The following is a 23,246-nucleotide window of genomic DNA, read 5'->3' as shown; positions in this document are numbered from 1 at the left end:
CGGGATGTTGCTTCTCGGTAGGGCTGGGCCCCCCCGCGGCGCTGGCGTTGTGAAAACGGCTTGCGACGATGGCGGGATCCGTTGCCGTTGGGCGTCCAGCGCTGCCGCGGTCTGCGGATCGGGGCTACTCTGTTGTCAGCCATCGAGTGCCGATGCCGCTATAAGGGGTAAGTATTGACTGCCGTTGCTTCCGAGTTCCTGTCTGGCGTCACCCCGCAGCGGGCCAGACGCCAGGCGATTCAGGCGGGCGGGCTGGCCTTGTTGCTGTTCATGGCAGCCAGCTGGCACCTGAGCATCATCGGCTTCGACTCGCGTTTCGTGCTGTTCGCCCAGGAAATGCTGCGCCACGGCCCAAGCGCCTTTCCCACCACTTACGGCGCGCCGTACCCGGATTATTCGGGGTTCTCGACCTGGCTGATTTACCTGTTTTCCCTGCCGTTCGGCGAGGTCACCAGCTTTTGCGCCTGGCTGCCGACGTGCATCGCATCCGCCGTGACGGTGGGGCTGATGTATCGCCTGCTCGCACCCTATTCGCGACGCTGGGCATGGTTGAGCATCGCCTTGCTGTTGCTGAGCAACACGTTCATCACCGAAACCCGGGCGGTGTCGCTGGATCAGATGCTGGCGACGGTCTCTTTCTCCGCCTTCTACCTGGCCTATGCCCACGACCATTTCGCTGCCCGCCGACGGCTGGGCTGGATGCTGGGCTTGCTGGTGCTGGGGTTCGCGATTCGCGGCCCCATCGGTCTGGTGGTGCCCGCCGGGGTACTGTGCAGTTATTACCTGCTGAGCCGGCAATGGCGACGGCTAGCGACCTTTGCAGCCACGGCGTTGGGGTTGTTGATCGCCTGCATGGCGCTGTTGCTGCTGTTGGCCTGGTTCAGCGGTGGGCCGGCGTTTTTCGATGAAGTGATCCGCATGCAAATCACTTCACGGCTGGACGGTAGCGAAGGGGCCAGCCCGCTGCTGTGGTATTTCGGCAGCTCATTGGGCAACTACGCGCTGGCGTATCCCTTGGCGCTGGCGGTGATGGGCATCGTCCTGCTGTCGGGGCGCAGGTCCCCGAGCGAGGCGCGCAGCCTGGTTTACCTGTGTGCATTCGCGGGGTTGACGGTCATGGTCGGCCTGTCGATCCCGCAGGCGAAGAAAGCGCGCTACATCCTGCCCATGCTGCCGCTGGCCGCCGTGGTCGCGGCGTATCCGTTTCAGGTCCGGGCGGGGCGTGCATACGCCTGGATGCGTGGCGTGATTCTGACGCTGTGCTGCTTCATTCCGGGTGCATTGCTGGCCGGCCTGTTGGCGGTGCGCCCTCGGTTTCCCGAAGGCTTGAGCGATATCGGGCCGGTGCTGACGGCGCTGGGGCTGTTGCAACTCATTGCCTTGCCGCTGCTGATGCGCCCCCGGCTGAGGCTGTATGGCCTACCGGCCTGTGCCGTGCTGGCCGTGTGGATCGGTTACATCGGCGTCTTCGAGAAAGCCGAGCGCATCCTGTACGACACCCGTCACTTCACCCAGGCGGTGCGCGATGTGACCCGTTCGGAACATTCGCCGCTGGTGCTGCACGGCATGGGGAGGGATGCCAAGGGCATCAAGTTCATGGTCAACGTCGATGAAGACCTGCAACCGGTCTTCACCGAGACACCCGAACAACTGCAGGCAATTGCCGGCCCGGCTTACGTGGTGATGAGCAATAACGACCTGCAGCAGCTTCAAGGCACCTTTTTCGCGGAACTGCCGGTCCTGCTCAGCGGACGGTTCGACAAGGAGGACTACGTTCTGCTACGGGTGCCGGGGCGTTGAGTTCATGCCAGCGCGTCAAACAGGCGGCAGGGGGGGGCGCTCCCCAGGCACCCTCTGTGTCGGTTGCCTAGACCGCGTGATGATTGGCCAGCAATTCGTACGGGGCCCACTGCTGCAACGGGATGGGCAAGTGACAGGAGTCGCCGCGTCCGATCGGAAAGTACTGGAAGCCGCGTCGGGCCATGCGTTCGGTGTCGTACAGATTGCGCCCGTCGAACACCACGGGCGCTTTCAGACGTTGGTGGATCAACTCGAAATCCGGTGCTTTGAATTGCTGCCACTCCGTGCACACGATCAACGCGTCAGCCCCTGACAGGACCGATTCCGGCGTCCCCATCAGCACCAGATTCGGCTGGTCGGCGTACAGCCGCTGGGTTTCCTGCATGGCTTCCGGATCGAACGCCCGCACGGTGGCCCCCGCCGCCCACAGGGCTTCCATCAGGACACGGCTGGGGGCATCGCGCATGTCGTCGGTGTTGGGCTTGAATGCCAGGCCCCACAAGGCGAAGGTCTTGCCCTTCAGCTCGCCCTGATAGAACGCGTTGATGCGGTCGAACAGCTTGTGCTTCTGCCGCTCATTGATGTCTTCCACCACGTTCAGCAGGTCGTTGGAGCAGCCCGCTTCGCGCGCGCTGTGGATCAACGCGCGGATGTCCTTGCCGAAGCATGAGCCGCCATAGCCACAGCCGGGATAGATGAAGTCATAGCCGATTCGCGAGTCGGCGCCGATGCCCAGCCGCACCGACTCCACGTCTGCGCCCAGGTGTTCGGCCAGTTCGGCGATCTGATTGATGAAACTGATTTTGGTCGCCAGCATGCAATTGGCGGCGTATTTGGTCAGCTCGGCACTGCGCAGGTCCATGAACAGGATGCGGTCATGGTTGCGGTTGAACGGCGCATAGAGTTCGCGCATGACCGCAAACACCTCCGGGTTGCCGCAGCCGATGACAATACGGTCAGGGCGGCGACAGTCCTTGACCGCCGAGCCTTCCTTGAGAAATTCGGGGTTGGAGACGACATCGAATTTCAGCAGCCGCGCCGACTGGCGCAAATGATGGTCGATATGACTGCGCAGCGCGTCCCCGCTGCCCACCGGCACGGTGGACTTTTCCACGACGATCACCGGCGCCACACGATGCCGTGCGATGGCTTCGCCTACGGCGAAGAACCCGCTGAGGTCCGCCGACCCGTCCGGGCGTGACGGCGTACCCACGGCAATGAACAACACCTCGCCGTGCTCCACCGCCCATTGCTCCTGCGTGGTGAAGTGCAACCGGCCGGCCTCCAGATTCTCCCGTACCAGCGTCTCAAGGCCCGGTTCGTAGATCGTCACGTGGCCCTTGCTCAACCGCTCCACCTTGGCGGGGTCGATGTCCATGCACACCACGTCGTGGCCGACTTCCGCCAAGACCGTCGCCTGCACCAGGCCCACATAACCACTGCCGAATACACTGATTTTCATCGGGAACACTCCTTGGCGCTGTGACTCAGGTCACGTCGGAAATTGATCGTCACCACACCGAGGACGATCAGGGCCACACCCACCGTTCGCGGGACGGTGAGTGTCTCGTTGAAAAAGGGCAGAGTGGCCGCAAGCAGGTACACCAGCGCATAGCTGATGCTCAGCCACGCATACGCACGGCTCAGGGGCATGTCGCGCAGGGCGCCGAGCCAGCAGAGCATCGACAGGCCATAGGCGGTGATCGCCCCGGCGAGGATTGCCAGTGCGACCGGATCGACGCGGCCCGCCTGCACGGCATCCAGCCACTGGGTCGGGGAGGGAAGTCTGAGCATGCTCCAGCGCATCGCCAATTGCGCAGCACTGACCAACGCCACGCTGCTCGTTGCCAGCAGCAGGCCTTGCCGCAGGCTCATGCCTGGCGCCCCAGCAGGGTCACGCCCAGCACGATCAGCGCCACCCCCAGCCAGTGGCGAGCGTCGACGGGCTCATCGAAGGCGTAGCGCCCGATCAGGGTGATCAGTACGACGTTAAGCGCCAGCATGGGATAGGCCAGGCCGACGTCCAGGCGTTGCAACACCAGCAGCCACAGCGCCAGCCCCGCGCCCAGGCAGGCCAGGGCGACCCAGAGCCAGATACAGCGCCACCCCCTGCGCACGCCAGGGAAACCGCTGCCCCAGCGCTCGACGGTCAGCTTCTGTGCCAGTTGGCCCAAGCAGGTCAACAGACCGGCGCAAAACAGCAGAACGAAGGTCATGACGGCATCCTGTCGAAGATCAGAATCAACAGATTGCCTTCCCGATATTGCTGTCCGTCGGTGGGTAGCAAACTCAGCGCATGTTGTTGATCGGGGCCATCGCCACGCATGACCACACCAACCGAACCCTCCCGCCGGGCCTGGCGCATCCAGGCCTGCACCTGGGTCCAGTCCACTTCGCGGGGCGTGGCCTGCGGATAACTCAAGCCGTATTCCAGCTCGCCTCGGGTGTCGTAGAACACCACGTCCTGACGTTGCAGCCGCCAAGACAGCGCGGCGGCAACGCCCAGGTCATTGCTGAGCAGGTGCCGAGTGGCGGCCAACGGTTGCTGATATCGGGCGATGAACCGGTCTGGCGTCTTGTTGAACACCACGTCATGGGGCAGGGCCATGGGCAGCAGGGCCACCAGTAACCCTCCGCCCAGGGCGGGCAGGGCCCAGAAGCGCATCGGCCTGAGCGCTTGCATTACGTTGCAGGCGACCCACAGCAACAGCAGCGTCACGGCCAAGGTCAGGTGCTGCGGCTCATGAAAGTAGAGCGGCTTTTTGATCTGCGTGAATCCCAAGGCAGCCAGTGCAAGGCCACCCAGTGCCGCATTGAACAGGCCGTTGCAGCGTACCGACGCCATGGCGCCGGTTCGCAAGCGGTCCACCAGCGCGCTGCCCATCAGCAGGGCCAAGGGCACGAGGCAGGGCAATATGTAAGTGGGCAGTTTGCCCTTCGCGGCACTCAAAAAGATCAGCGGCACCCACAACCACAGCAGGAGGAAGCCGGTCGCCTCAAGTCGGCGCTGGTGCCACGCTTGACGCAACGTGGCGGGAAGCAACACGGCCCAGGGCAGGCAAGCGGCCACCAGCAACGGCAGATAAAACCACCAGGGTTGCGCGTGTTGGGCGTCCTCGCCGGCGAAGCGGCGGATGTGCTCGTGCCAGAAGAAGAAATGCCAGAAGTCCGGCTCGCGCACCTGCACCGTCAGCGCCCAGGGCAAACTGATGAGCGTCGCCACCAGCACCGCGACCGGGCCGAAGGTGAACAGCTCGCGCAAACGGCGCTGCCAGAGCATATAAGGCAGCGCGACGAGCACCGGCATGGCCAGGGCCAGGAAGCCTTTGGTCATGAAGCCCAAGGCGCAGGCGACACCCAGCAGCGCCCAGTACAGCAGCCTGATGTTCCCGGTCCGATGCACCGCGAGCCAGAAAGCCGCCAGCGACAGGCTGACCCACAGGGTGAACTGCGGATCGAGGTTGGCATAGCCAGCTTGACCGGCCACGAACATGAAGCTCAAGAACAGCAGCGCGCAGGCGAAGCGTTTTTGCGCGTCCTCCCACAGCTGGCTGGCAAGCAGGTAGACCAGCACGCCTGTCAGGCCCGTGGTCAGCGCCGAGGCGAAGCGCACCCCGAACAGATTCTCTCCAAAGATGGCCTGGGAGACTGCAATCAGCCAGTAACCGGCGGCGGGTTTCTCGAAATAACGCAACCCCATGAAATGGGGCGCGGCCCAGTTGCCACTGTGCAACATCTCTTGGGCGACCTGGGCGTACCGGGTTTCGTCGGGAATCCACAGGCCGTGAAAACCCAGTGGCAGCAGATAAGCAAGCCCGAACGCAACGGCGAGTATTCCGATCGACTGGGCACGGGTCATGGGTGCTGCACTCCCAGCCAACCCTCACGCCCTGGCAGCGTGCCGCGTACCAGATGCCCGGTGGGCACACGCTCGAGGGTGTCGGGGAGCGAGTGGCCCAGAGGGCGGAACTGCACACCACGGTGCTTCGCCTGGCGAAGCAGATGACGAAACGCGTCGGCCATGACGATGCCTTCGACCTCCGCGTGCACGGTGTAGACGTTCAGTTTCGAGGGCTGGAACTGTCGCAGCAGGTAGTCGTTGAAGGCGGCAGCGTCCAGATGGGGCCCGATCACTTCATCGAACGTCGGCAGGTCCACCGGAATCTGCGGGGTGCCCGCCCGGCCGTCGGCCAGCAGCGGACGAAACACGCTGCGGCCCCGGCAGTCACTGTTGTAGCGAAACGCGAAGGCCTGTTTGGCCTGCACCACGTGCTCATCGGCACGCCAACCGGCGGCGGCCGAGCAGGTCACCGGTTGCCCGAGGATGTCGGCCAGGCAATCGACCCCTCGCTCGATCTGGCGGGTCAGTTGCGCCACAGACCACTGCCCGGCATGGGCCTGCCAGCCGTGATGATCCCAGGCGTGCAGGCCGATTTCATGGCCGGCCTCCTGTGCGCGGCGCATCAGCGGCCCGAGGTCGCGGGCGATCGGTTTGCCTGGCCAGGCGGTCCCCGCCAGCAGAATGTCCCAGCCATATAGGCTGGCGGCGCGGGAGCGCAGCATTTTCCAGAAGAACCGCGGCCGGATAAGGCGCCACAGATGGCGCCCCATGTTGTCTGGCCCGACGCTGAAAAAGAACGTCGCCTTGACCTGGGCTTCGTCCAGCAGCTCCAACAGCCGCGGCACGCCATCACGGGTGCCGCGGTAGGTGTCCACGTCAATGCGCAGGCCGGCGGGAATCACTGCGCGCACGCCTTTTCAGCCATGGCCTCACGGAGGAAGAAATCCAGGGTCTTGGCGATGGTTTCGCTTAATTCGATGCTCGGCTGCCAGTCGATCAAACGCCGGGCATTGTCGATGCTGGGCTTGCGGTGGCTGACGTCTTGATAGCCTTTGCCGTAGAACGACTGGCTCTCTACATCGCGGAAACCGGCGAAGGGTGGAAAGTGTCCGCGCAAGGGGTGCGCCTCGAACTGACGCAGCAATGCTTCGCCCAATTGACGAATGCTCGCTTCGTTGTCCGGGTTGCCTATGTTGATGATCTGGCCGTTGCAGCGGCCGTCGCGGTTCTCGATGATGCGCGCCAGGGCTTCGATGCCGTCGGCCACGTCGGTGAAGCAGCGCTTCTGCGCGCCACCGTCCACCAACCGAATGGGGGTGCCCTCCACCAGGTGCAGGATCAGTTGCGTAATCGCCCGGGAGCTGCCGATGCGCGCCGAGTCCAGACGGTCCAGGCGGGGCCCCATCCAGTTGAACGGACGAAACAGCGTGAAGGGCAGGCCTTTCTGGCCATAGGCCCAGATCACCCGGTCCAGCAGTTGCTTGGACACCGAGTAGATCCAGCGCTGTTTATTGATCGGCCCGACGATCAGATTCGAGGTGTCTTCATCGAAGCTCGGGTCCTGGCACATGCCATAGACCTCCGAGGTCGAGGGGAAGATCACGCGTTTGTTGTATTTGACGCAGTAGCGGACGATCTTCAGGTTTTCCTCGAAGTCGAGCTCGAAAACCCGCAGCGGGTTACGGGTGTATTCGATTGGCGTCGCGATCGCCACCAGCGGCAGCACGACATCGCATTTCTTGATGTGGTACTCGATCCACTCGGTGTGGATGCTGATATCGCCTTCGATGAAGTGAAAATTCGGGTGGCTGCGCAGCCGGTCGATTGCATCGCAACCGATGTCCATGCCATAGATTTCGTAACGGTCATCCTGCAACAGGCGCTCGGACAGGTGATTGCCGATGAAACCGTTGACGCCGAGGATCAACACGCGTGTGCGGCGCGTGGCCCGGCGCATGCCAGCGCCCGACAGGCGTGAGCCGTCGACCAGACCGAACTCGCGCGCCAGTTGCGGCCCGCTCAGGAACAGGCCCTGATCGCCACGCTGCCCCGCGCTGATCACCAGGGAGTCTTCACCGCAGGCGATGCGCAGCGGCTCGCAACCGATCACTGTGCCGGGTGCCTGACCGCCGTTCCCCGCCTGCACCTTCGCCGCCCACACGATCAACTTGTGCTCACCCACCGCACAGAATGCCCCCGGATAGGGCTGCGTGACGGCACGCACCAGGTTGTACAGCGCCGAGGCCGGCCGCTGCCAGTCGATCAGGCCATCAGCGGCGGTGCGCCGTCCGAAATACGAGGCTTTGGATTCGTCCTGCGCGACGCCGGGCAACAGGTTTCTGGCCAGCAGCGGCAAGGTCTCCAATAGCAGGTCGGCGGCCGTGGTGCGCAGCTTGCCGTGCAGGCTCAGAGCGGTGTCGGTCGGGCTGATGGCGATGCGTTGTTGTGCCACGATGGCGCCAGCGTCGGCGCGTTTGACCATGCGGTGCAGGGTCACACCGGTTTCGGTTTCGCCGTTGACCAGCACCCAGTTGGCCGGTGCCCGGCCACGGTAGCGCGGCAGCAGCGAACCGTGCAGGTTGAAGCCGCCCTGACGGGCGCAGGCCAGCAGCGGCTCGCCGAGCAGGTGCCGGTAGTAGAACGAGAAGATGAAATCCGGCGCCAGGCTGCCGATGCGCTCGATCCACAGCGGGTGATTGGGGTCGTCCGGGGCGTGCACCGGTATCTCGTGGCGGGCGCACAGTTGCGCAACCGAGTCGAAGAAGGTGTTTTCCCTCGGGTCGTCGGCGTGGGTGAACACGGCCGCAACGTCATAACCCGCGTTCAGCAGGGCTTCGATGCCCACGCAACCGATATCGTGATAGGCGAAAACGACGGCTCTGAGGCTCATGGCGCAACCTTATTCAACACAGGGGTAGGGGAGTCGTCTTGGCTGACCGGCACGACGGACGCACTGCGCACGACCTTTTCGATGAAGTAACGGGGGCGAGCGCGCACGTCGCTGTACATGCGGCCCAGGTATTCGCCGAGCAGGCCCATGCCGATGAATTGGCCGCCGGTGAACACGAACAGCACAGCGAACAGCACGAAGGTGCCGTGCCCGGCCCAAGGGGCACCGAAGATCAGGCGCAGCACAATCAGCATCGTGGCGAATGCCAGGCCCAGAAACGCCATGCCGAAACCGATGACGCTCAACAGGCGCAGCGGCGTGGTGGTCATGCAGGTCACCAGGTCGAACATCAGGTTGATCAGCTTCATCGCGCTGTACTTCGATTCGCCGTGTTCGCGCTCGGCATGCCGGACCACCACTTCGGTGGTGTGGCGGGCGAAGCTGTTGGCCAGAATCGGAATGAATGTGCTGCGCTCGCTGCAGGCCAGCATGGCGTCGACGATGGTGCGCCGGTAAGCGCGCAACATGCAGCCGTAGTCGGTCATGGCCACGCCGGTGGAGCGTTGCACCGCCAGGTTGATGAGTTTCGAAGGCCAGCGTCGCAGCGCAGAATCCTGACGGTCGCCGCGTACGGTACCAATGACGTCATAACCCTCACGGGCAAGGCTGACCAGGCGCGGAATTTCCTCGGGCGGGTTCTGCAGATCCGCATCCAGGGTGATGACCAGATCGCCCGTGCACTGGCCGAAGCCGGCCATGATTGCGGCGTGCTGGCCATAGTTGCGGTTGAGAATGACGGCGACCACCGGGCTGCCCGGTCTTTGACTGGCCTGCACCAGCAGTTCGGCGGATTGGTCGCGACTGCCGTCGTCCACCAGAATGATTTCCGCCGGGACGCTCAGTTGCCTGCAGGCGGCCTCGGTCCGTCGCAGCAGCTCGGGCAGGCTCTGCTGTTCGTTGTAGACGGGAATGACGATCGACACGCGTTCGATGGGGTAGGGCTTCATCGGCGGGCGCCTCCTGCTGGGGCAAGAATCGTTTCGATGCTGCCGACGACGCGGTCGACATCGGCCTCGGTCATGTCCGGGAACAGCGGGATGGAGCACAGCCGAGCAGAACTCCATTCGGTGTCTGGCAGGCTGACGTTGGGGAAGCGTTGCCGGTAATAGCGGTGCAGGTGGGTGGCGATGAAATGAATGCCACTGCCGATGTTCTGCGCTTGCAGGGCCTTCATGAAGGTGTCGCGGTCCAGCCCGCAGCGTTGTGGATCGATGCGCAGGATGAACAGGTGCCAGGCGTGCCGATGGGGGTGGCTCGGCGTCGCGAGGGGCAGCGCAGGGCTGCCGGCCAGGCGGTCGAGGTAGCGGTGTGCAAGTGCTGTGCGCCGTTCATTGATGGCATCCAGGCGCTGCAGCTGGACTCGCGCCACCGCGGCATTCACGTCCGCCAGGTTGTATTTGAACCCCGGTTCGATCACCTCGGCCTGGGGCTTGCGGCCGTGGGTCATGCGGTCATAGGCATCGACACCCAGCCCATGGAATTTCAAGCGGCGTACCCGATCGGCAAGTTCTGCGTCGTCGGTGACCAGCATCGCACCCTCGGCGCAGGTCATGTTCTTGATCGCGTGGAAGGAGAAAATAGCGGTGCCTTCTGCCCCCACCGGCCTGCCCTTATAACGAGTGCCGGTGGCGTGGGCGGCGTCTTCGATCAGGGCGATCCGATGGCGACGGGCGAGTGCGTACAGCGGGTCCAGGTCCAGTGCGGCACCCGCGTAGTGCACCGGGACAATGGCTTTGGTTCGAGGGGTAATCGCCGCCTCGATGCGCGTCGCATCCACCATGAGCGTGTCGCGGTCCACGTCGACGAAAACGGGTGTGGCCCCCAGCAGGCAAATCATGTTGGCGGTGGACACCCAAGTCTGCGATGGGGTAATGACTTCGTCGCCCGGGCCGACACCCAGGGCGAGCAAGGTGATGTGCATCGCGCCGGTGGCAGACGACAGGGCAACCGCCTGCTCTGCGCCGCAGCGCTCGGCGAATTCTCTCTCCAGACGTTGGGCTTCGGGACCGGTGGTGATCCAGCCCGAGCGCAGCACGCGACTCGCCGCAGCCACTTCCTCGTCACCGATGTTCGGGCGGGAAAACGGCAGAAAGTCCTGATTCATATCCATCCCCTCGGGCACACCGCCGGTAAGCGGGCGCGCAGGCATCCGCGGTCGATCCTTACGCCAGGAAAGGGCCGCTGTTTATATTGAAAATGGCAACTAAGTTAATGTGCGAAGTGATCAAAAGTTTTTTAAAACTTCCTGCGTGAGGGCGCATTTTCTAATAGGCCCCATGCGCAAGATAAAAGGATAAAGATGAAAATTCCGTTGACGCCTCGTGGGTTTTTTATTGAAGTCTTGAAACGCGACTGCCTCATCTAATGTTCTTTATCGTGAAACGCTACAGTCATCTTTCGCCCTTATGCTCAGGGGCCGCTATTGCCCGACCGCGCCGGCTCACAAAGGCTTCGGCCACCGAGGGTGAGCCTTCTCCGGCGCGCGTATGCCCGCATCGCCATGAATGGGAATCCCTGAACTTGAATGAAAGCGTACGCCGGTCAAGCTGAACGCAAACTGAAAACCTTTCCGAAATCTTCGGGCATTGGTAGGGCGTCGGGTCAAGTAGTGAATCAACTAAGCCGTGCCCGTTCAGCACGAACAAGTCCGTTATTAAAAGTTGTGACCCGGCTGAAGAGAGTGCGTAGCGTCGTGGGGCACGTGAGCGCTCTGTCCGGGGTCTGTATCAAAGCTTTTCAGCCTTACACGTCAGTCCTTCGTGGAATAAACCCCTGCATTTATTTCGCTTGTCGGCCGGCCGGATTCATTGCTTGATACCGCCATCCTCATCGTTAACAGGGCCCGAACATGGCTTTTCCTGCGGTCAGTCATTCCATTTCCTTCGTTCATCCCGTCAGCCTGACCCACGGCCAAAATGCAGAGGTCTGGGATGACGAGGGCAAGCGGTACATCGATTTCGTCGGCGGCATTGGCGTCTTGAACCTGGGGCATTGCCATCCGGCGATCGTCAGCGCCATCTGCGAACAGGCAAAACGCATGACCCACTATGCGTTCAACGCCGCGCCCCACGTGCCCTACCAACGATTCATCGAACGCCTCGCCGCATTCATCCCGGTCGATTACCCGGTGAGCGGCATGCTGACCAATAGCGGTGCCGAGGCGGCGGAGAACGCCTTGAAGATCGTGCGAGGTCACACCGGCAAGTCCGCAGTGATTGCGTTCGACGGCGCCTTCCATGGGCGGACGCTGGCCACCTTGAACCTCAACGGTAAGGTGGCGCCGTATAAGCAGAAGGTCGGCCTGCTGCCTGGGCCCGTTTATCACCTGCCGTACCCCAGCGTGGACAGCGGGGTCTCGGTGGCGGAGGCGGTCAAGGCCATGGATCGCCTGTTCAGTGTGGAAATCGACATTGACGAGGTGGCGTGCTTCATCATCGAGCCTGTGCAGGGCGAGGGTGGCTTCCTCGCGCTGGACCCCGAGTTCGCTCGCGTGCTGCGCGCACTGTGCGATGAAAAAGGCATCGTGCTGATCGTCGACGAAATCCAATCCGGGTTCGGACGCACCGGGGACCGCTTCGCCTTCAGCCGCCTGGGCCTCGAACCGGACCTTTTGTTGCTCGGTAAAAGCATCGCAGGGGGCGTGCCACTGGGCGCGGTGGTGGGACGCAAGGCGTTGATGGATACGCTGCCCAAGGGCGGGCTTGGCGGGACCTATTCGGGCAACCCCATCGCCTGCGCGGCCGGGCTGGCGACCCTCGACCAAATGAGCGACGAGCGCCTGGCCACCTGGGGTGAGGCCTATTCCACAGCAGTGGTGCAGCGCTACGAGCGCTGGAAAAGTCAGAACTTGACGCCCTGTCTGGGGCGCTTGACCGGCGTGGGCGCGATGCGCGGCATTGAGCTGTGCACCGCTGACGGGAAACCGGGCACTGCGCAAATGGCCCAACTGCTGGAGAGCGCCCGCGAGCGGGGTCTGCTATTGATGCCCAGCGGTAAGTCCCGGCACATCGTCCGATTGCTGGCACCGCTGACCATCGAGCCGCAGGTCATGGAGGAAGGATTGGACATTCTCGAGGCTTGCCTGGCCGAATTGACGTAAAGCGCAAACCGTCCTCAGCGCTTGCTGGTGAAAGGCGCTGAGCCGACCGCGAGCAGGATGGGCAGATCATCGCTCACTCCTGCACGGATCGCGTGGCATCCGTTCGACGCCATCCGCGCTGGCCATGGCGTCCCCTCTGAAGCGGTTTCCCAGCGCACACTTGTTGTGCGAGTTCGTTCGCGGCTGGTCCGTTAAGTAGCAGCCCACCGAGCCGCTTTGGCTCAACCCTTAGGTCCATTGCTCCCAACATCAGTCACTTAGCTCGACAGGGCAACGCTGGCATCGCTTTTGCTTTGGTGTATCCGTGGATAATTGGATACAAAAATTCAAAGGTAACGCCATGCGTCTCGTCTCTGGATACACCCCGTCTGCACCCGCGACCGCCGAAGAAGAGGCGTACGCGTTTCTGCTCGATGCCATTTGCAAGGGCACCTACCGGATGGGGGAGCGCCTGATTGCCGAAGACATCGCCACCGAGATCGGGATGAGCCGCATGCCAGTGCGCGAGGCATTCCGGCGCCTCGCGGCGGAAGGGTTGGTGACGCTGCGCCCCAATCGGGGCGCGGTCGTCAGTGGCCTGAACATCGAGGAGATGCGAGAGGTCTTCGAGATGCGCAGCGCCTTGGAAGGGCTGGCGATTCGTGTCGCGGTGCCGAACGTTACCGAGCGGCACTGGGTTCACTTGGAGCGCCTGCTGGATGACATGGACGATTACCGCCACGACAGCTCGGAGTGGGTCAGTCGGCACCGTGCATTCCATGAGTTCCTCTGCAGCCTGAGTGGGCGGTCGCGCTTGATGCGTCAGATATCGGCGCTCTACACCGTCATCGAGCCGCACATGCGCGTCTGGCTCGAACACGGCGAGAAGCCGCTCAGTGCGCGGGATGAGCACGCAGTGATCCTTGACGCCGTGCGGGCCGGTGATCCAGAGCAGGCCGAACGCGTCCTGAAGGATCACATCGAGGGCACTGTCCCCAGCCTCATCGCTTTTCTCGAGCAACAGGCCAGACCCTCACCCTGAAAACCAAACCAGAGCGGCCCCCATCCGCCCCGCAACCCGTACCCCTGTGACGTTCAGAACTGCCCTTACTTTCTTACCGAAACCGGAGCTTTCGTCATGCATAAAATCGCCGCGCTGGCTGCGCTTGTGTCCTTGAGCCTGTGCACACCGCTCGTATCCGCTGCTGTGGCCGTGCCAGACCGTCTGCAGAAGGTCGACAAGCTCACATATTGTTCGGGCATGGATTCGCCGCCGCTGGTGTCCTTCGATGCCGCGCAGAAACCGGTGGGCCTGACCATCGACTTGGGCCTCGAAATCGCCAAGCGGCTGGGTGGCAAAAAGGTCGAGTGGCGAGTGATTCCTTTTTCCGGTCTGGTGCCTGCGCTTCTCGCGCAGCAGTGCGACATGATCGTCGACCAACTGTTCGACAAGCCTGAGCGCCGGGAAGTGATCAACATCGTCAACTACATGTACTCCAGCCAGTCGGTGGTCGTGCCCAAAGGCAACCCGAAAGGCATCACGTCACTCGACGATCTGTCCGGGAACAAAGTGGCGGTGCTCAATGGCTCGACCATCAAGTCGCTGCTCGATGCCCAGAATGAATCCCTGACCAAAGCCGGCAAGCCGCCGTTGAAACTGGTGGTCTACAACACCGATACGGACGCTTTCCAGGCGTTGCGCATTCATCAAGTCGACGCCTACGGCACGACCGTCGAAACGGCGGGCTATTACGCGGCGATGGCGCCTGACCTGTTCCAGGAAGGCGTGCCTGCGTTCAGCCGCATATTGACCGGGTTGGGCATTCGCAAGGACGACCCGCAATTGACGACCGCCGTGCAGCAGGTCCTCAACGACATGCGCAGCGATGGCAGCTACAGCCAGTTGCTCGCCAAATGGCACGTCGAAAGCGACAAACTCGACTGATTCACGGCGGAACGGAAAAGACCGATGAATTTCAATTGGGAAGTGTTCTGGCAGTACCTGTCGCAGCCCAGCGGCGTGTACCTGACCGGCTTGTGGCTGACCTGCCTGATCAGCGTGCTGGCGATGCTGATCGGGTGCGCACTGGGGTTGATCGCAGCGTTGATGCGGCTCTCGAAAAATCCATTGTTGAACCTGCCCGTGCGCTTTTACATCTGGCTGATGCGGGGCACGCCGTTGCTGGTGCAGATCGTGTTTCTCTACACCGCGCTGGCGGCGGGCGGGATCTTCCGCTTCGAGGACATTGACCTGGGTTGGGTGGTCGTGCCGGGCAATATCCAGGCGGCGATCATCGCCCTAGGCCTCAATGAAGGGGCGTACATGGCCGAGATCATCCGCGCCGGCATCGGCGCCGTGGACAAAGGCCAGTACGAAGCCGGTCGGTCACTGGGCATGACCTTCGGCAAGCTGATGCGCCGCATCGTACTGCCCCAGGCGTTCCGGGTGATCGTCCCGCCCTTGGGCAACGAATTCAATGTGATGTTGAAAAACACCACGCTGGTCAGCGTAATCGGCGTGCAGGAATTGCTGTTGAGCACACAGATTATTACGTCGGCCACGTTCCGTGTGTTCGAGCTGTACCTGGTGGTCGCGATCTATTTCCTGATGCTCACCACCGTGTGGGGCTTTTTCCAGCGCTGGCTGGAACAGCGGTTCGGCCAGTCGGATCGTCAGCCGCCGGCAGCCAGGCGCCTGTTCGGACGCAGCGCGATGAAACTGCTGAGGGGGCGTTGAAATGGCGAATCAGAACGACGAGTGGATCATCGAGGCGCTGGACGTGCACAAGTCCTTCGGTGATCTGCAGATTCTCAAAGGCGTTTCGCTGCACGTGCGGCGAGGCGAAGTGGTGGTCCTGATCGGCGCGTCCGGCTCGGGCAAGACCACGTTCATCCGCTGCATCAACCTGCTGGAGGACATCCAGTCCGGGCGCATCCGGGTCAACGGTCAGCTCATGGGTTACCGTGAGCGGGCCGACGGCCGTCTGGTCCGGGATTCGGAGCGCAACATCGCCCGCCAGCGGCGAGACATCGGTATGGTGTTCCAGCGTTTCAATCTCTTTGCTCACATGACCGCGCTGGAAAACATCATCGAGGCACCGATTCACGTGTTGGGCATGACCAGGGAAGCCGCCCTCGACGAGGGGCGCGCGCTGTTGGCCAGGGTCGGGCTGGCCGACAAGGCCGGGCACTATCCGTCCATGCTTTCCGGCGGGCAGCAACAGCGCGTGGCGATTGCCCGTGCCCTGGCGATGAAACCCAAGGCCATGCTCTTCGATGAGCCCACCAGTGCCCTTGACCCGGAAACCGTCGGCGACGTATTGCAGGTGATGAAAGCCCTCGCTGAAGACGGCATGACCATGGTCGTCGTGACCCATGAAATGGGCTTCGCCCGCGAGGTGGCCGACCGGGTGGTGGTGCTGGATCAGGGTGAACTGATCGAGCAGGGGCCGCCCGAGCAGATATTCAGTCGCCCTCGGCACCCGCGTACCCAGGCGTTTCTGAGCCGCGTTCTCTAACGTTCACAAGGAAAACCGTCATGCGTTCATTCTGCTGTGTCGCTGCTTTGTGTACCGCTGTCTTCCTGCCCGTCGCCCAGGCCGCCGAGGGGGTGATGAAAATGTACAACTGGTCCGATTACATCGGGCCGGACACCTTGAAAAATTTCCAGCAGGAGACCGGCATCAAGGTCGAATACGACATTTTCGACACCAATGAAATGCTCGAAGCCAAGATGCTGTCCGGGCATTCGGGTTACGACTTGGTGGTGCCTTCGAGCCAATTCCTGTCCAAGCAGATTCGCGCCGGCGCTTATCAGCCCTTGCAACGTTCGCTGTTGACCCACTGGAACCACCTGGACCCGCGTTTGCTGCAGCGCCTCGAAGCAGCCGATCCGGGCAACCGTTATGCCGTGCCCTACCTGTGGGGCACGGTTGGCATCGGCTATAACGAAGCGAAAGTGCGCGCGGTGCTCGGCAAGGATGCCGTGCTCGACTCCTGGTCGATGGTCCTCGACCCCGCCAATCTGGCCAAGCTCAAGTCCTGCGGCGTGGCTTTTCTCGATGCCCCGGTGAAAATCATTCCCCAGACCTTGCAGTACTTGGGGCTGGACCCCAACAGCACGCGGCCGGAGGACTACAAGAAAGCCTCGGCACTGCTGATGAAGCTGCGCCCATCGGTGACCTACTTCAATTCCTCCAAATACACGGCCGACCTGGCCAACGGCGACATTTGTGTGGCGGTGGGGTATTCCGGGGACGTGATGCAGGCCCAGAGCCGTGCGCACGAGGCCGGTAAGAACATCGACATTCGCTACCTGATGCCCAAGGAAGGAGTGAACCTGTGGTTCGACATGCTGGCCATTCCCAAGGACGCCACCAATGTCGCCAATGCCCACGCGTTCATCGACTACCTATTACGGCCAGAGGTGATTGCCAGCGTCAGCGATTACGTGGGCTACGCCAACCCGAACAAGGACGCGACGCCCCTGATGGACAGTAAAGTCAGCGGTAATCCCAGCATTTACCCCAGTGACGAGGTCATCGACCACGCCTTCGTTTCTGCGGATCTGCCGGACACCATTCAGCGGTTGATCACCCGCGAATGGAACCGCATCAAGTCCGGCCAATGATTGACGTTTTCGAAGAGTCTTGCGCATGTTGAATTTTTCAGCCCATGAATACCCGTATCCCTCCCGTCGCCAGAGCGTTTTCGCACGCCGCGGGATGGTGGCGGCGTCCCAACCGCTTGCGGCGCAGGCCGGCATCGAAACGATGCAAAAAGGTGGCAATGCCATCGATGCGGCCATTGCCACTGCCGCCGCCCTGACCGTGGTCGAACCCACCGGGTGCGGCATTGGCGGCGACGCGTTCGCGCTGGTCTGGTGCAAGGGCCAGTTGCATGGCCTGAACGCCAATGGTCATGCGCCGGCAGCACTCAATATCGACGCCGTCAAGGCGTCGGGTCATGAGCAGATGCCATTGTACGGCTGGACGCCGGTGACAGTCCCCGGATGCCCTTCGGCCTGGGCCGAGCTGTCACGGCGCTTCGGCGCGCTGCCCTTCGCTGAGCTGCTGCAACCGGCGATCGCGCTGGCGCGGGACGGTTTCCCGGTGTCGCCGGTGGTCGCCCATCAGTGGCAGATCGCGCTGGACGAATTCAGCGCCCACCGCAGCCCGGCGCTGCAAAGCTGGTTCGACACCTTTCTCCTGGATGGACGGGCGCCGAAGGCGGGCGAACTGTTCGCCAACCCGGCTCAGGCGCGAACCCTCCAGGAACTGGCCCGCACCGAATGCGAAAGCCTCTATCGGGGCGAACTGGCGCAGCGGATCGACGCGCATGCTCGAGCGACGGGGGGCTACCTGCGCGCCGAGGACCTGGCCAGTTATCACCCTCAATGGGTGGACCCGATCAGCATCAACTACCGGGGGTACGATGTCTGGGAAATTCCGCCCAGCGGCCAGGGCCTGGTGGCCTTGATGACGCTGAAAATTCTGGAGGGGTTCGAATTCGATCATCGCGACAGCCAACTCACCTGGCACCGTCAGTTGGAAGCGATGAAGCTGGCGTACAGTGACGGCCTGCATCACATCACCGACCCTCTGCACATGCGCGTGGCGGTGGCCGATCTGTTGAGCGACCGCTACACCGAGCGGCGTCGGGCCTTGATCGGCGAGCAGGCACAAGCCCCGAACCCGGGCGACCCGCATGCCAGTGGCACCGTCTACCTGGCCACCGCCGACGCCGAAGGCAACATGGTGTCGTTCATCCAAAGCAACTACCACGGCTTCGGCTCTGGCGTGGTCCTGCCAGACAGCGGCATCGCGTTACAGAACCGCGGGCAGGAATTCAGTCTCGATCCCGGCCACGTCAACTGCCTGGTGCCGGGCAAGAAAACCTTCCACACGATCATCCCCGGCTTCCTGAGCAAGGATGGCCAACCCGTCGGGCCTTTTGGGGTGATGGGCGGTTATATGCAGCCTCAAGGGCATGTGCAGATGGTGATGAACCTCGTGGACTTCGGCCTCAACCCGCAAGCGGCGCTGGATGCGCCCCGCTGGCAGTGGCTGGGCGCGAAGAAGGTCGGGATCGAGCAGGGCGCTTCTGCGGACCTGGCCGCAGCCTTGGCCCGCCGAGGACACGACATCAGCATCGCCTACGACTCCACGGACTACGGCCGTGGACAGATCATCGTGCGAGACCCGATGACGGGTGTTCTGTGCGGGGGCACCGAGCCGAGGGCGGACTCAAGCATCGCGGCCTGGTGATCCGTCAGCAGCGGAATTATTTTTCCGAAATGGCCTGTAATACAATACGATGGCTTCAGCGGGGCTGAATCATGAGGATCGGCCCCCTGATCGATTGAAGGGTGGCCGTGCGCGCCCTTCAGCCTCATCGCATCCACAGGTCTTCGGGAATACAGCATGAAAGTACTACGCCAAGCGTCTTCTTTGCGGCATCAAGTGCAGGATGCACTGCGCAACGAAATCATCTCGGGCCGTTTCAAGCCCGGCGATCGTCTGGTGGAGCAGCAGTTGTACACCGCGCTGGATGTCAGCCGCACGTCATTGCGCGAAGCCTTGCGGCAATTGGAGGCCGAGGGGCTGGTCGAGCAAGTGCCCCACCGAGGCGCCTACGTCGCTTCGGTCGACGCCAAGGATGCCGTGCAGATCTACGATGTGCGCGGCGCCCTGGAGGTGCTGGCGGTGCGCAATTTCGTCCGTCATGCCACCGATGAAGACGTGGGTGAATTGGTGGAAGTCTTCGACGAATTCGAGCAGCAGTCCCATACCCGCTGCGTCGACGGCACAGCGTTGCTGGACATCAAGCGCCGTTTCTACCATGTGCTGCTGGATATCGAGCAAAGCCGGGTGGTCGGCGGCATGCTGGAACAATTGAACAATCGGGTGAGCCTGTTGCGCGCATTGTCGCTGGGCAGGGAAGGCCGGATGCCGCACACCTTGGCAGAGCTCAAGGAAATCGTGCGCAACATCGAACGTCGAGATGAAGAGGGCGCCTGCGCCGCGGCCTTGCTCCATGTGGCGAATGCTTCGAAAAACGTGCTGGCGCTGCTGGCGGAAAACGGCGGGCATTCGGGAGAGTGAGCCCGCCGTTTTCACCTCCTTGCCGGGCGCGCTGTCAGACGCAAGTCTTCTGCTGAACCTGCCCGCGCCGAGCGTGGGCAGGGCCGTCCGCTACCACGGGCAAGCACTGCCCATCAGCGCAATGCCGAATACGCGGTCGGGGTCAGGAACTGGGTTTCTATCCTTTCGACGATGATAGCCTGCGCCTCGCTTTGCGCCCGTTTGGCGATCCATTCTGCGTCGCTTTGAAACGCATTCCACTTGGCTTCCCGCTCCGCCAGGCTTTCCCATTGCAGCAGGTAGGTCAACGACTGGTTGGTCGCGCCGGTCAGGTTGGTCCAGAAGCCGATCTGCCGTATCCCGTATTTCTCGAAAAAGCCCAAGGTCGTGCCGGTAAAGCGGTCATGCAACGCGGGCAGTCGGCCGGGTGCACAGTGGTAAATCCTGAGTTCGACGATCATGCATTCAACTCCTCGTGAAGTGCTGCGGGTAGAAAACTGTAAATTAGCCTATTGACCGATTGTATGACAGTCCTATAATTTTGTCTCATTGCTGGCGATGGTCCCGCAGCGTTAGCAGGCATCGCCTCGACCCGATTGACAAGAACACAAAAATCAAAGGGCACGAACATGACGCAACCTCAACGGATCGGCTTCATCGGATTGGGCATGATGGGCACGCCGATGACCGCTCGCTTGGCCGCTGCTGGCTTTCAACTGTTTCTCGCCGACGCTGATGCCAAGCGCCTGGCTGAGGTGCAGGCTACGCTCAATGCCAGCGCCTTGACCCCGGAAAATGCGTCGGACCTCGACGTGCTGATCACCATGCTGCCCAACTCGGACATTGTCGAGCGTGTGCTGCTGGGCGAGGGAGGTTGGGCCCGCCTGCTGTCGCGCCACGCGGTGGTCATTGACATGAGCTCATCGGAGCCCGCCCGTTCGCGCGAGCTGGGCCAAACCCTTGGGACCCTTGACCTCCATTATCTGGATGCACCGGTGTCAGGGGGCGTGAAACGTGCCGTCGACGGCAGCCTGGCCATCCTGGTCGGCGGCGAACCTGACGTGCTGCAGCGCTGTCGCCGGCTGCTCGAGGCAATGGGCAAGAACATTCTGTCCATTGGCGGGGCAGGTTCGGGCCACGCCGCCAAGGCGTTGAACAATTTCGTATCGGCAGCCGGGCTGATGGCCACGGTCGAAGCCCTGCATGTCGCCAAACGGTTCGGCATCGATCCCGATGTCATGGTGGACGTGCTCAATGCTTCCAGCGGGGGCAGCAACACCTCCCTGAACAAGGCCAGGCAATTCATGCTCAGTGGCACCTTTGGCTCCGGGTTCTCCATGCAACTGATGAACAAGGACCTCAAGATCGCCAAAGGACTGTCCGACGCCTTGGATTACCCGCTGATCTTCGGCCGGAGCGCGATCAAGGTCTGGAACGATGTCGCGCAACAGGCGACCCCGGCCACCGATCACACCGAGATGTACCGCATGCTGGCCAATGAAGGCGAGTGAAGGGAGCCGAGCCATGTCACACACTGCTTCTTTTTACATCGACGGACGATGGGTCGAACCGGTGGCACCCAGTTGGTTCGACGTGATCGATCCGGCCAGTGAACGTGTGGTCGAGCGGCTGGCATTGGGTAACGCCACGGATGTCGATCGTGCCGTTGCCGCCGCCCGTGCGGCCCTTCCAGCCTATTCCCAGACGCCGGTTGCAGAACGTGTCGCGTTGCTCAGGCGCATCGTGTCCATCTACCAACGGCGGCAGGAAGAATTTGCCCAGGCCATGCGCCTGGAGATGGGCGCGCCGATCACCTTTTCTCGCCAGTTCCAGGTTCCCCGGGGTTGGCTGCACCTCAACGCATTGATCGAGGTGCTGGAGCGGTTCGCCTTCGAGGAAACGCGCGGCACCACCCTGATTCGCCACGAGCCTGTCGGCGTGTGCGGGCTGATTACGCCCTGGAACTGGCCGATCAATCAGATCGTGGTAAAAGTCGGCCCCGCCTTGGCGGCTGGCTGCACCATGGTGCTCAAGCCCAGCGAATATTCACCTTTGAGCAGCCTGCTGTTCGCGGAGGTGCTGGACGAAGCAGGTGTACCGCCCGGCGTCTTCAATCTGGTCAACGGCGACGGACCGGGCGTGGGGGCGGCGCTGTCGGCGCATCCGGACATCGACATGCTGTCATTCACCGGCTCGACCCGGGCCGGGGTGCTGGTCGCGAAATCCGCTGCGGATACGGTCAAACGCGTCGCTCAGGAATTGGGCGGCAAGTCCGCCAACATTCTCCTGGATGACGTCGACCTGCAGGACGCCGTGACGCGCGGGGTGGCGGCGTGTTTCACCAACAGCGGCCAGTCCTGCTCGATTCCGACCCGCATGCTGGTGCCCCGGACGCTGATGCACGACGCCGCACATATCGCCAAAGTCGCCGCCGAGGGCTACCGCGTCGGCGCCACGACCGATGAGACCACTCAACTCGGCCCGCTGGTCAATCGCGCCCAGTTCCGTCGCGTGCAGGCGCTCATCCAGAACGGCATCGATGAAGGCGCGCGACTGGTCACCGGGGGCACTGGCCTGCCCGACGGCATTGATCGTGGCTATTACACCAAGCCGACGGTGTTCACGGACGTCACTCCTGGCATGACCATCGCGCAGGAGGAAATCTTCGGCCCGGTGCTGTCGATGATCCCTTATGACACCGAGGCGCAAGCCATTGCGATCGCTAACGGCACTCACTATGGGTTGGCCGCGTACGTGCAGTCGGCCGATCACCAGCGGGCCCGCGACGTGGGCCGACGACTGCAGGCCGGCACCGTGCACCTGAATTACCCGCCAGCGGATTTTGCGGCGCCCTTCGGTGGGGTCAAGCGCTCCGGCAACGGTCGGGAATGGGGCGAATACGGGTTGCGCGAATACCTGGAGGTGAAGTCAATGGTGGGTTACGGCGCTTGACGCGTATTCCGTCGAGCACACTGCAGTCCAAAAAAATTTGACGATTTTATCTGTATGACAATCTGTCGATAGTACGGAATAGGGTGGAATGACGATGGAAGATAACGAGCGTTTCAATCAGGGCTTCAACAACCGCAAGGAAGTGCTGGGTGACCGGCATGTGGAAAAGTCCTGGGCGGCGGCGGACGACTTCAACCGCCCGATGCAGAAGCTGGTCACCGAATACTGCTGGGGCGAAATCTGGGGCGACCCGACGCTGCCCTTCAAGACCCGCAGCATGATCAACATCGCCATGCTCACCGCCATGAGTCAGCACCATGAATTGAGCGTTCATGTGCGCGGTGCCTTGCGCAACGGGGTGACCCAGGACGAGATTCGCGCCGTGTTGATGCAGGCCGCGGTGTATTGCGGCGCGCCGCTGGGCCTGGCGGCGTTCCGAGTCGCATCGGAGGCCATCAAGGCCTATGAGGCCGAAATCGGAAGCAGCTGACCCTTCGCGCGGCTTCAGGGCCGTGGTTCGACCCCGAACATGCGTTCAACAAT

The 23,246-nt window shown here is 62.4% G+C and carries 21 protein-coding genes; 12 read left to right on the top strand and 9 right to left on the bottom strand.

What is annotated here, in order from left to right; genetic code table 11:
* Nucleotides 1–270: 270 nt before the first annotated feature.
* Nucleotides 271–1,800 carry a phospholipid carrier-dependent glycosyltransferase gene (locus DBP26_RS06350; protein ID WP_108236749.1) on the top strand — a complete coding sequence of 510 codons (1,530 nt, stop codon included), beginning with the start codon at nucleotides 271–273 and terminating at the stop codon, nucleotides 1,798–1,800.
* 67 nt (nucleotides 1,801–1,867) lie between these two features.
* Here DBP26_RS06350 and DBP26_RS06345 read toward each other — a convergent pair whose 3' ends face one another.
* Genes DBP26_RS06345 through arnB form a run of 8 tightly spaced genes read right to left on the bottom strand, consistent with a single transcriptional unit; the run spans nucleotide 1,868 to nucleotide 10,695 of the window.
* Nucleotides 1,868–3,262 carry a UDP-glucose/GDP-mannose dehydrogenase family protein gene (locus DBP26_RS06345; protein ID WP_108236441.1) on the bottom strand — a complete coding sequence of 465 codons (1,395 nt, stop codon included), beginning with the start codon at nucleotides 3,260–3,262 and terminating at the stop codon, nucleotides 1,868–1,870.
* Nucleotides 3,259–3,675 (bottom strand): 4-amino-4-deoxy-L-arabinose-phosphoundecaprenol flippase subunit ArnF, encoded by a 417-nt coding sequence (gene arnF / locus DBP26_RS06340; protein ID WP_108236442.1) that lies wholly within the window; start codon nucleotides 3,673–3,675, stop codon nucleotides 3,259–3,261. Before arnF ends, DBP26_RS06345 begins: the two co-directional genes overlap by 4 nt.
* Entirely contained in the window at nucleotides 3,672–4,016 is a 345-nt protein-coding gene (arnE, locus tag DBP26_RS06335; RefSeq protein ID WP_108236443.1) for a 4-amino-4-deoxy-L-arabinose-phosphoundecaprenol flippase subunit ArnE, read from the bottom strand. Before arnE ends, arnF begins: the two co-directional genes overlap by 4 nt.
* Nucleotides 4,013–5,659: a lipid IV(A) 4-amino-4-deoxy-L-arabinosyltransferase gene (gene arnT / locus DBP26_RS06330; protein WP_108236444.1), complete on the bottom strand. Its 1,647-nt coding sequence runs from the start codon at nucleotides 5,657–5,659 to the stop codon at nucleotides 4,013–4,015. The genes arnE and arnT overlap by 4 nt, the downstream gene beginning before the upstream one ends.
* On the bottom strand, nucleotides 5,656–6,543 hold the full coding sequence (gene arnD, locus DBP26_RS06325; RefSeq protein ID WP_177411019.1) for a 4-deoxy-4-formamido-L-arabinose-phosphoundecaprenol deformylase: 888 nt from the start codon (nucleotides 6,541–6,543) through the stop codon (nucleotides 5,656–5,658). Before arnD ends, arnT begins: the two co-directional genes overlap by 4 nt.
* Nucleotides 6,540–8,531: a bifunctional UDP-4-amino-4-deoxy-L-arabinose formyltransferase/UDP-glucuronic acid oxidase ArnA gene (gene arnA / locus DBP26_RS06320; RefSeq protein ID WP_108236445.1), complete on the bottom strand. Its 1,992-nt coding sequence runs from the start codon at nucleotides 8,529–8,531 to the stop codon at nucleotides 6,540–6,542. The genes arnD and arnA overlap by 4 nt, the downstream gene beginning before the upstream one ends.
* Entirely contained in the window at nucleotides 8,528–9,538 is a 1,011-nt protein-coding gene (gene arnC / locus DBP26_RS06315; RefSeq protein WP_108236446.1) for an undecaprenyl-phosphate 4-deoxy-4-formamido-L-arabinose transferase, read from the bottom strand. Before arnC ends, arnA begins: the two co-directional genes overlap by 4 nt.
* Complete coding sequence (arnB, locus tag DBP26_RS06310; protein ID WP_108236751.1) at nucleotides 9,535–10,695, bottom strand: UDP-4-amino-4-deoxy-L-arabinose aminotransferase; 1,161 nt, start codon at nucleotides 10,693–10,695, stop codon at nucleotides 9,535–9,537. Before arnB ends, arnC begins: the two co-directional genes overlap by 4 nt.
* Before the next feature lie 744 nt (nucleotides 10,696–11,439).
* Between arnB and DBP26_RS06305 the strand changes: the two genes are divergently transcribed.
* The 8 genes from DBP26_RS06305 to DBP26_RS06270 all read left to right on the top strand — a co-directional run bounded on the left by DBP26_RS06305 (nucleotide 11,440) and on the right by DBP26_RS06270 (nucleotide 19,772).
* Nucleotides 11,440–12,690: an aspartate aminotransferase family protein gene (locus DBP26_RS06305; protein ID WP_108236447.1), complete on the top strand. Its 1,251-nt coding sequence runs from the start codon at nucleotides 11,440–11,442 to the stop codon at nucleotides 12,688–12,690.
* Nucleotides 12,691–13,030: 340 nt separating this feature from the next.
* Complete coding sequence (locus DBP26_RS06300; RefSeq protein WP_108236448.1) at nucleotides 13,031–13,711, top strand: GntR family transcriptional regulator; 681 nt, start codon at nucleotides 13,031–13,033, stop codon at nucleotides 13,709–13,711.
* 96 nt (nucleotides 13,712–13,807) lie between these two features.
* Nucleotides 13,808–14,614, top strand: a complete 807-nt coding sequence (locus DBP26_RS06295; protein ID WP_108236449.1) for an ABC transporter substrate-binding protein — start codon at nucleotides 13,808–13,810, stop codon at nucleotides 14,612–14,614.
* 24 nt (nucleotides 14,615–14,638) lie between these two features.
* Nucleotides 14,639–15,406: an amino acid ABC transporter permease gene (locus tag DBP26_RS06290; RefSeq protein ID WP_108236450.1), complete on the top strand. Its 768-nt coding sequence runs from the start codon at nucleotides 14,639–14,641 to the stop codon at nucleotides 15,404–15,406.
* A gap of 1 nt (nucleotide 15,407) precedes the next feature.
* Nucleotides 15,408–16,187 carry an amino acid ABC transporter ATP-binding protein gene (locus tag DBP26_RS06285; protein WP_108236451.1) on the top strand — a complete coding sequence of 260 codons (780 nt, stop codon included), beginning with the start codon at nucleotides 15,408–15,410 and terminating at the stop codon, nucleotides 16,185–16,187.
* 20 nt (nucleotides 16,188–16,207) lie between these two features.
* A complete protein-coding gene (locus DBP26_RS06280) occupies nucleotides 16,208–17,299 on the top strand; it encodes a polyamine ABC transporter substrate-binding protein (RefSeq protein ID WP_108236452.1) in 1,092 nt (363 codons plus the stop codon).
* Nucleotides 17,300–17,324: 25 nt separating this feature from the next.
* Entirely contained in the window at nucleotides 17,325–18,935 is a 1,611-nt protein-coding gene (locus DBP26_RS06275) for a gamma-glutamyltransferase family protein (RefSeq protein ID WP_108236453.1), read from the top strand.
* Nucleotides 18,936–19,091: 156 nt separating this feature from the next.
* A complete protein-coding gene (locus tag DBP26_RS06270; protein WP_108236454.1) occupies nucleotides 19,092–19,772 on the top strand; it encodes a GntR family transcriptional regulator in 681 nt (226 codons plus the stop codon).
* A 113-nt stretch (nucleotides 19,773–19,885) separates the two neighbouring features.
* On the opposite strand, the gene DBP26_RS06265 is transcribed toward DBP26_RS06270, so the two are convergent.
* On the bottom strand, nucleotides 19,886–20,212 hold the full coding sequence (locus DBP26_RS06265; protein WP_108236455.1) for an NIPSNAP family protein: 327 nt from the start codon (nucleotides 20,210–20,212) through the stop codon (nucleotides 19,886–19,888).
* A gap of 168 nt (nucleotides 20,213–20,380) precedes the next feature.
* Between DBP26_RS06265 and DBP26_RS06260 the strand changes: the two genes are divergently transcribed.
* The 3 genes from DBP26_RS06260 to DBP26_RS06250 all read left to right on the top strand — a co-directional run bounded on the left by DBP26_RS06260 (nucleotide 20,381) and on the right by DBP26_RS06250 (nucleotide 23,193).
* Nucleotides 20,381–21,262 carry an NAD(P)-dependent oxidoreductase gene (locus DBP26_RS06260; RefSeq protein ID WP_108236456.1) on the top strand — a complete coding sequence of 294 codons (882 nt, stop codon included), beginning with the start codon at nucleotides 20,381–20,383 and terminating at the stop codon, nucleotides 21,260–21,262.
* A 13-nt stretch (nucleotides 21,263–21,275) separates the two neighbouring features.
* A complete protein-coding gene (locus DBP26_RS06255) occupies nucleotides 21,276–22,703 on the top strand; it encodes an aldehyde dehydrogenase family protein (RefSeq protein WP_108236457.1) in 1,428 nt (475 codons plus the stop codon).
* A 94-nt stretch (nucleotides 22,704–22,797) separates the two neighbouring features.
* Nucleotides 22,798–23,193 (top strand): carboxymuconolactone decarboxylase family protein, encoded by a 396-nt coding sequence (locus DBP26_RS06250; protein WP_108236752.1) that lies wholly within the window; start codon nucleotides 22,798–22,800, stop codon nucleotides 23,191–23,193.
* The last annotated feature ends 53 nt before the right edge of the window (nucleotides 23,194–23,246 follow it).

The sequence above is a fragment of the Pseudomonas sp. RIT409 genome, from assembly GCF_003052515.2.
GTDB lineage: Bacteria > Pseudomonadota > Gammaproteobacteria > Pseudomonadales > Pseudomonadaceae > Aquipseudomonas.
Note: the sequence above shows the minus strand (reverse complement) of the source record. Positions and strands in the feature narration are given on the sequence as shown.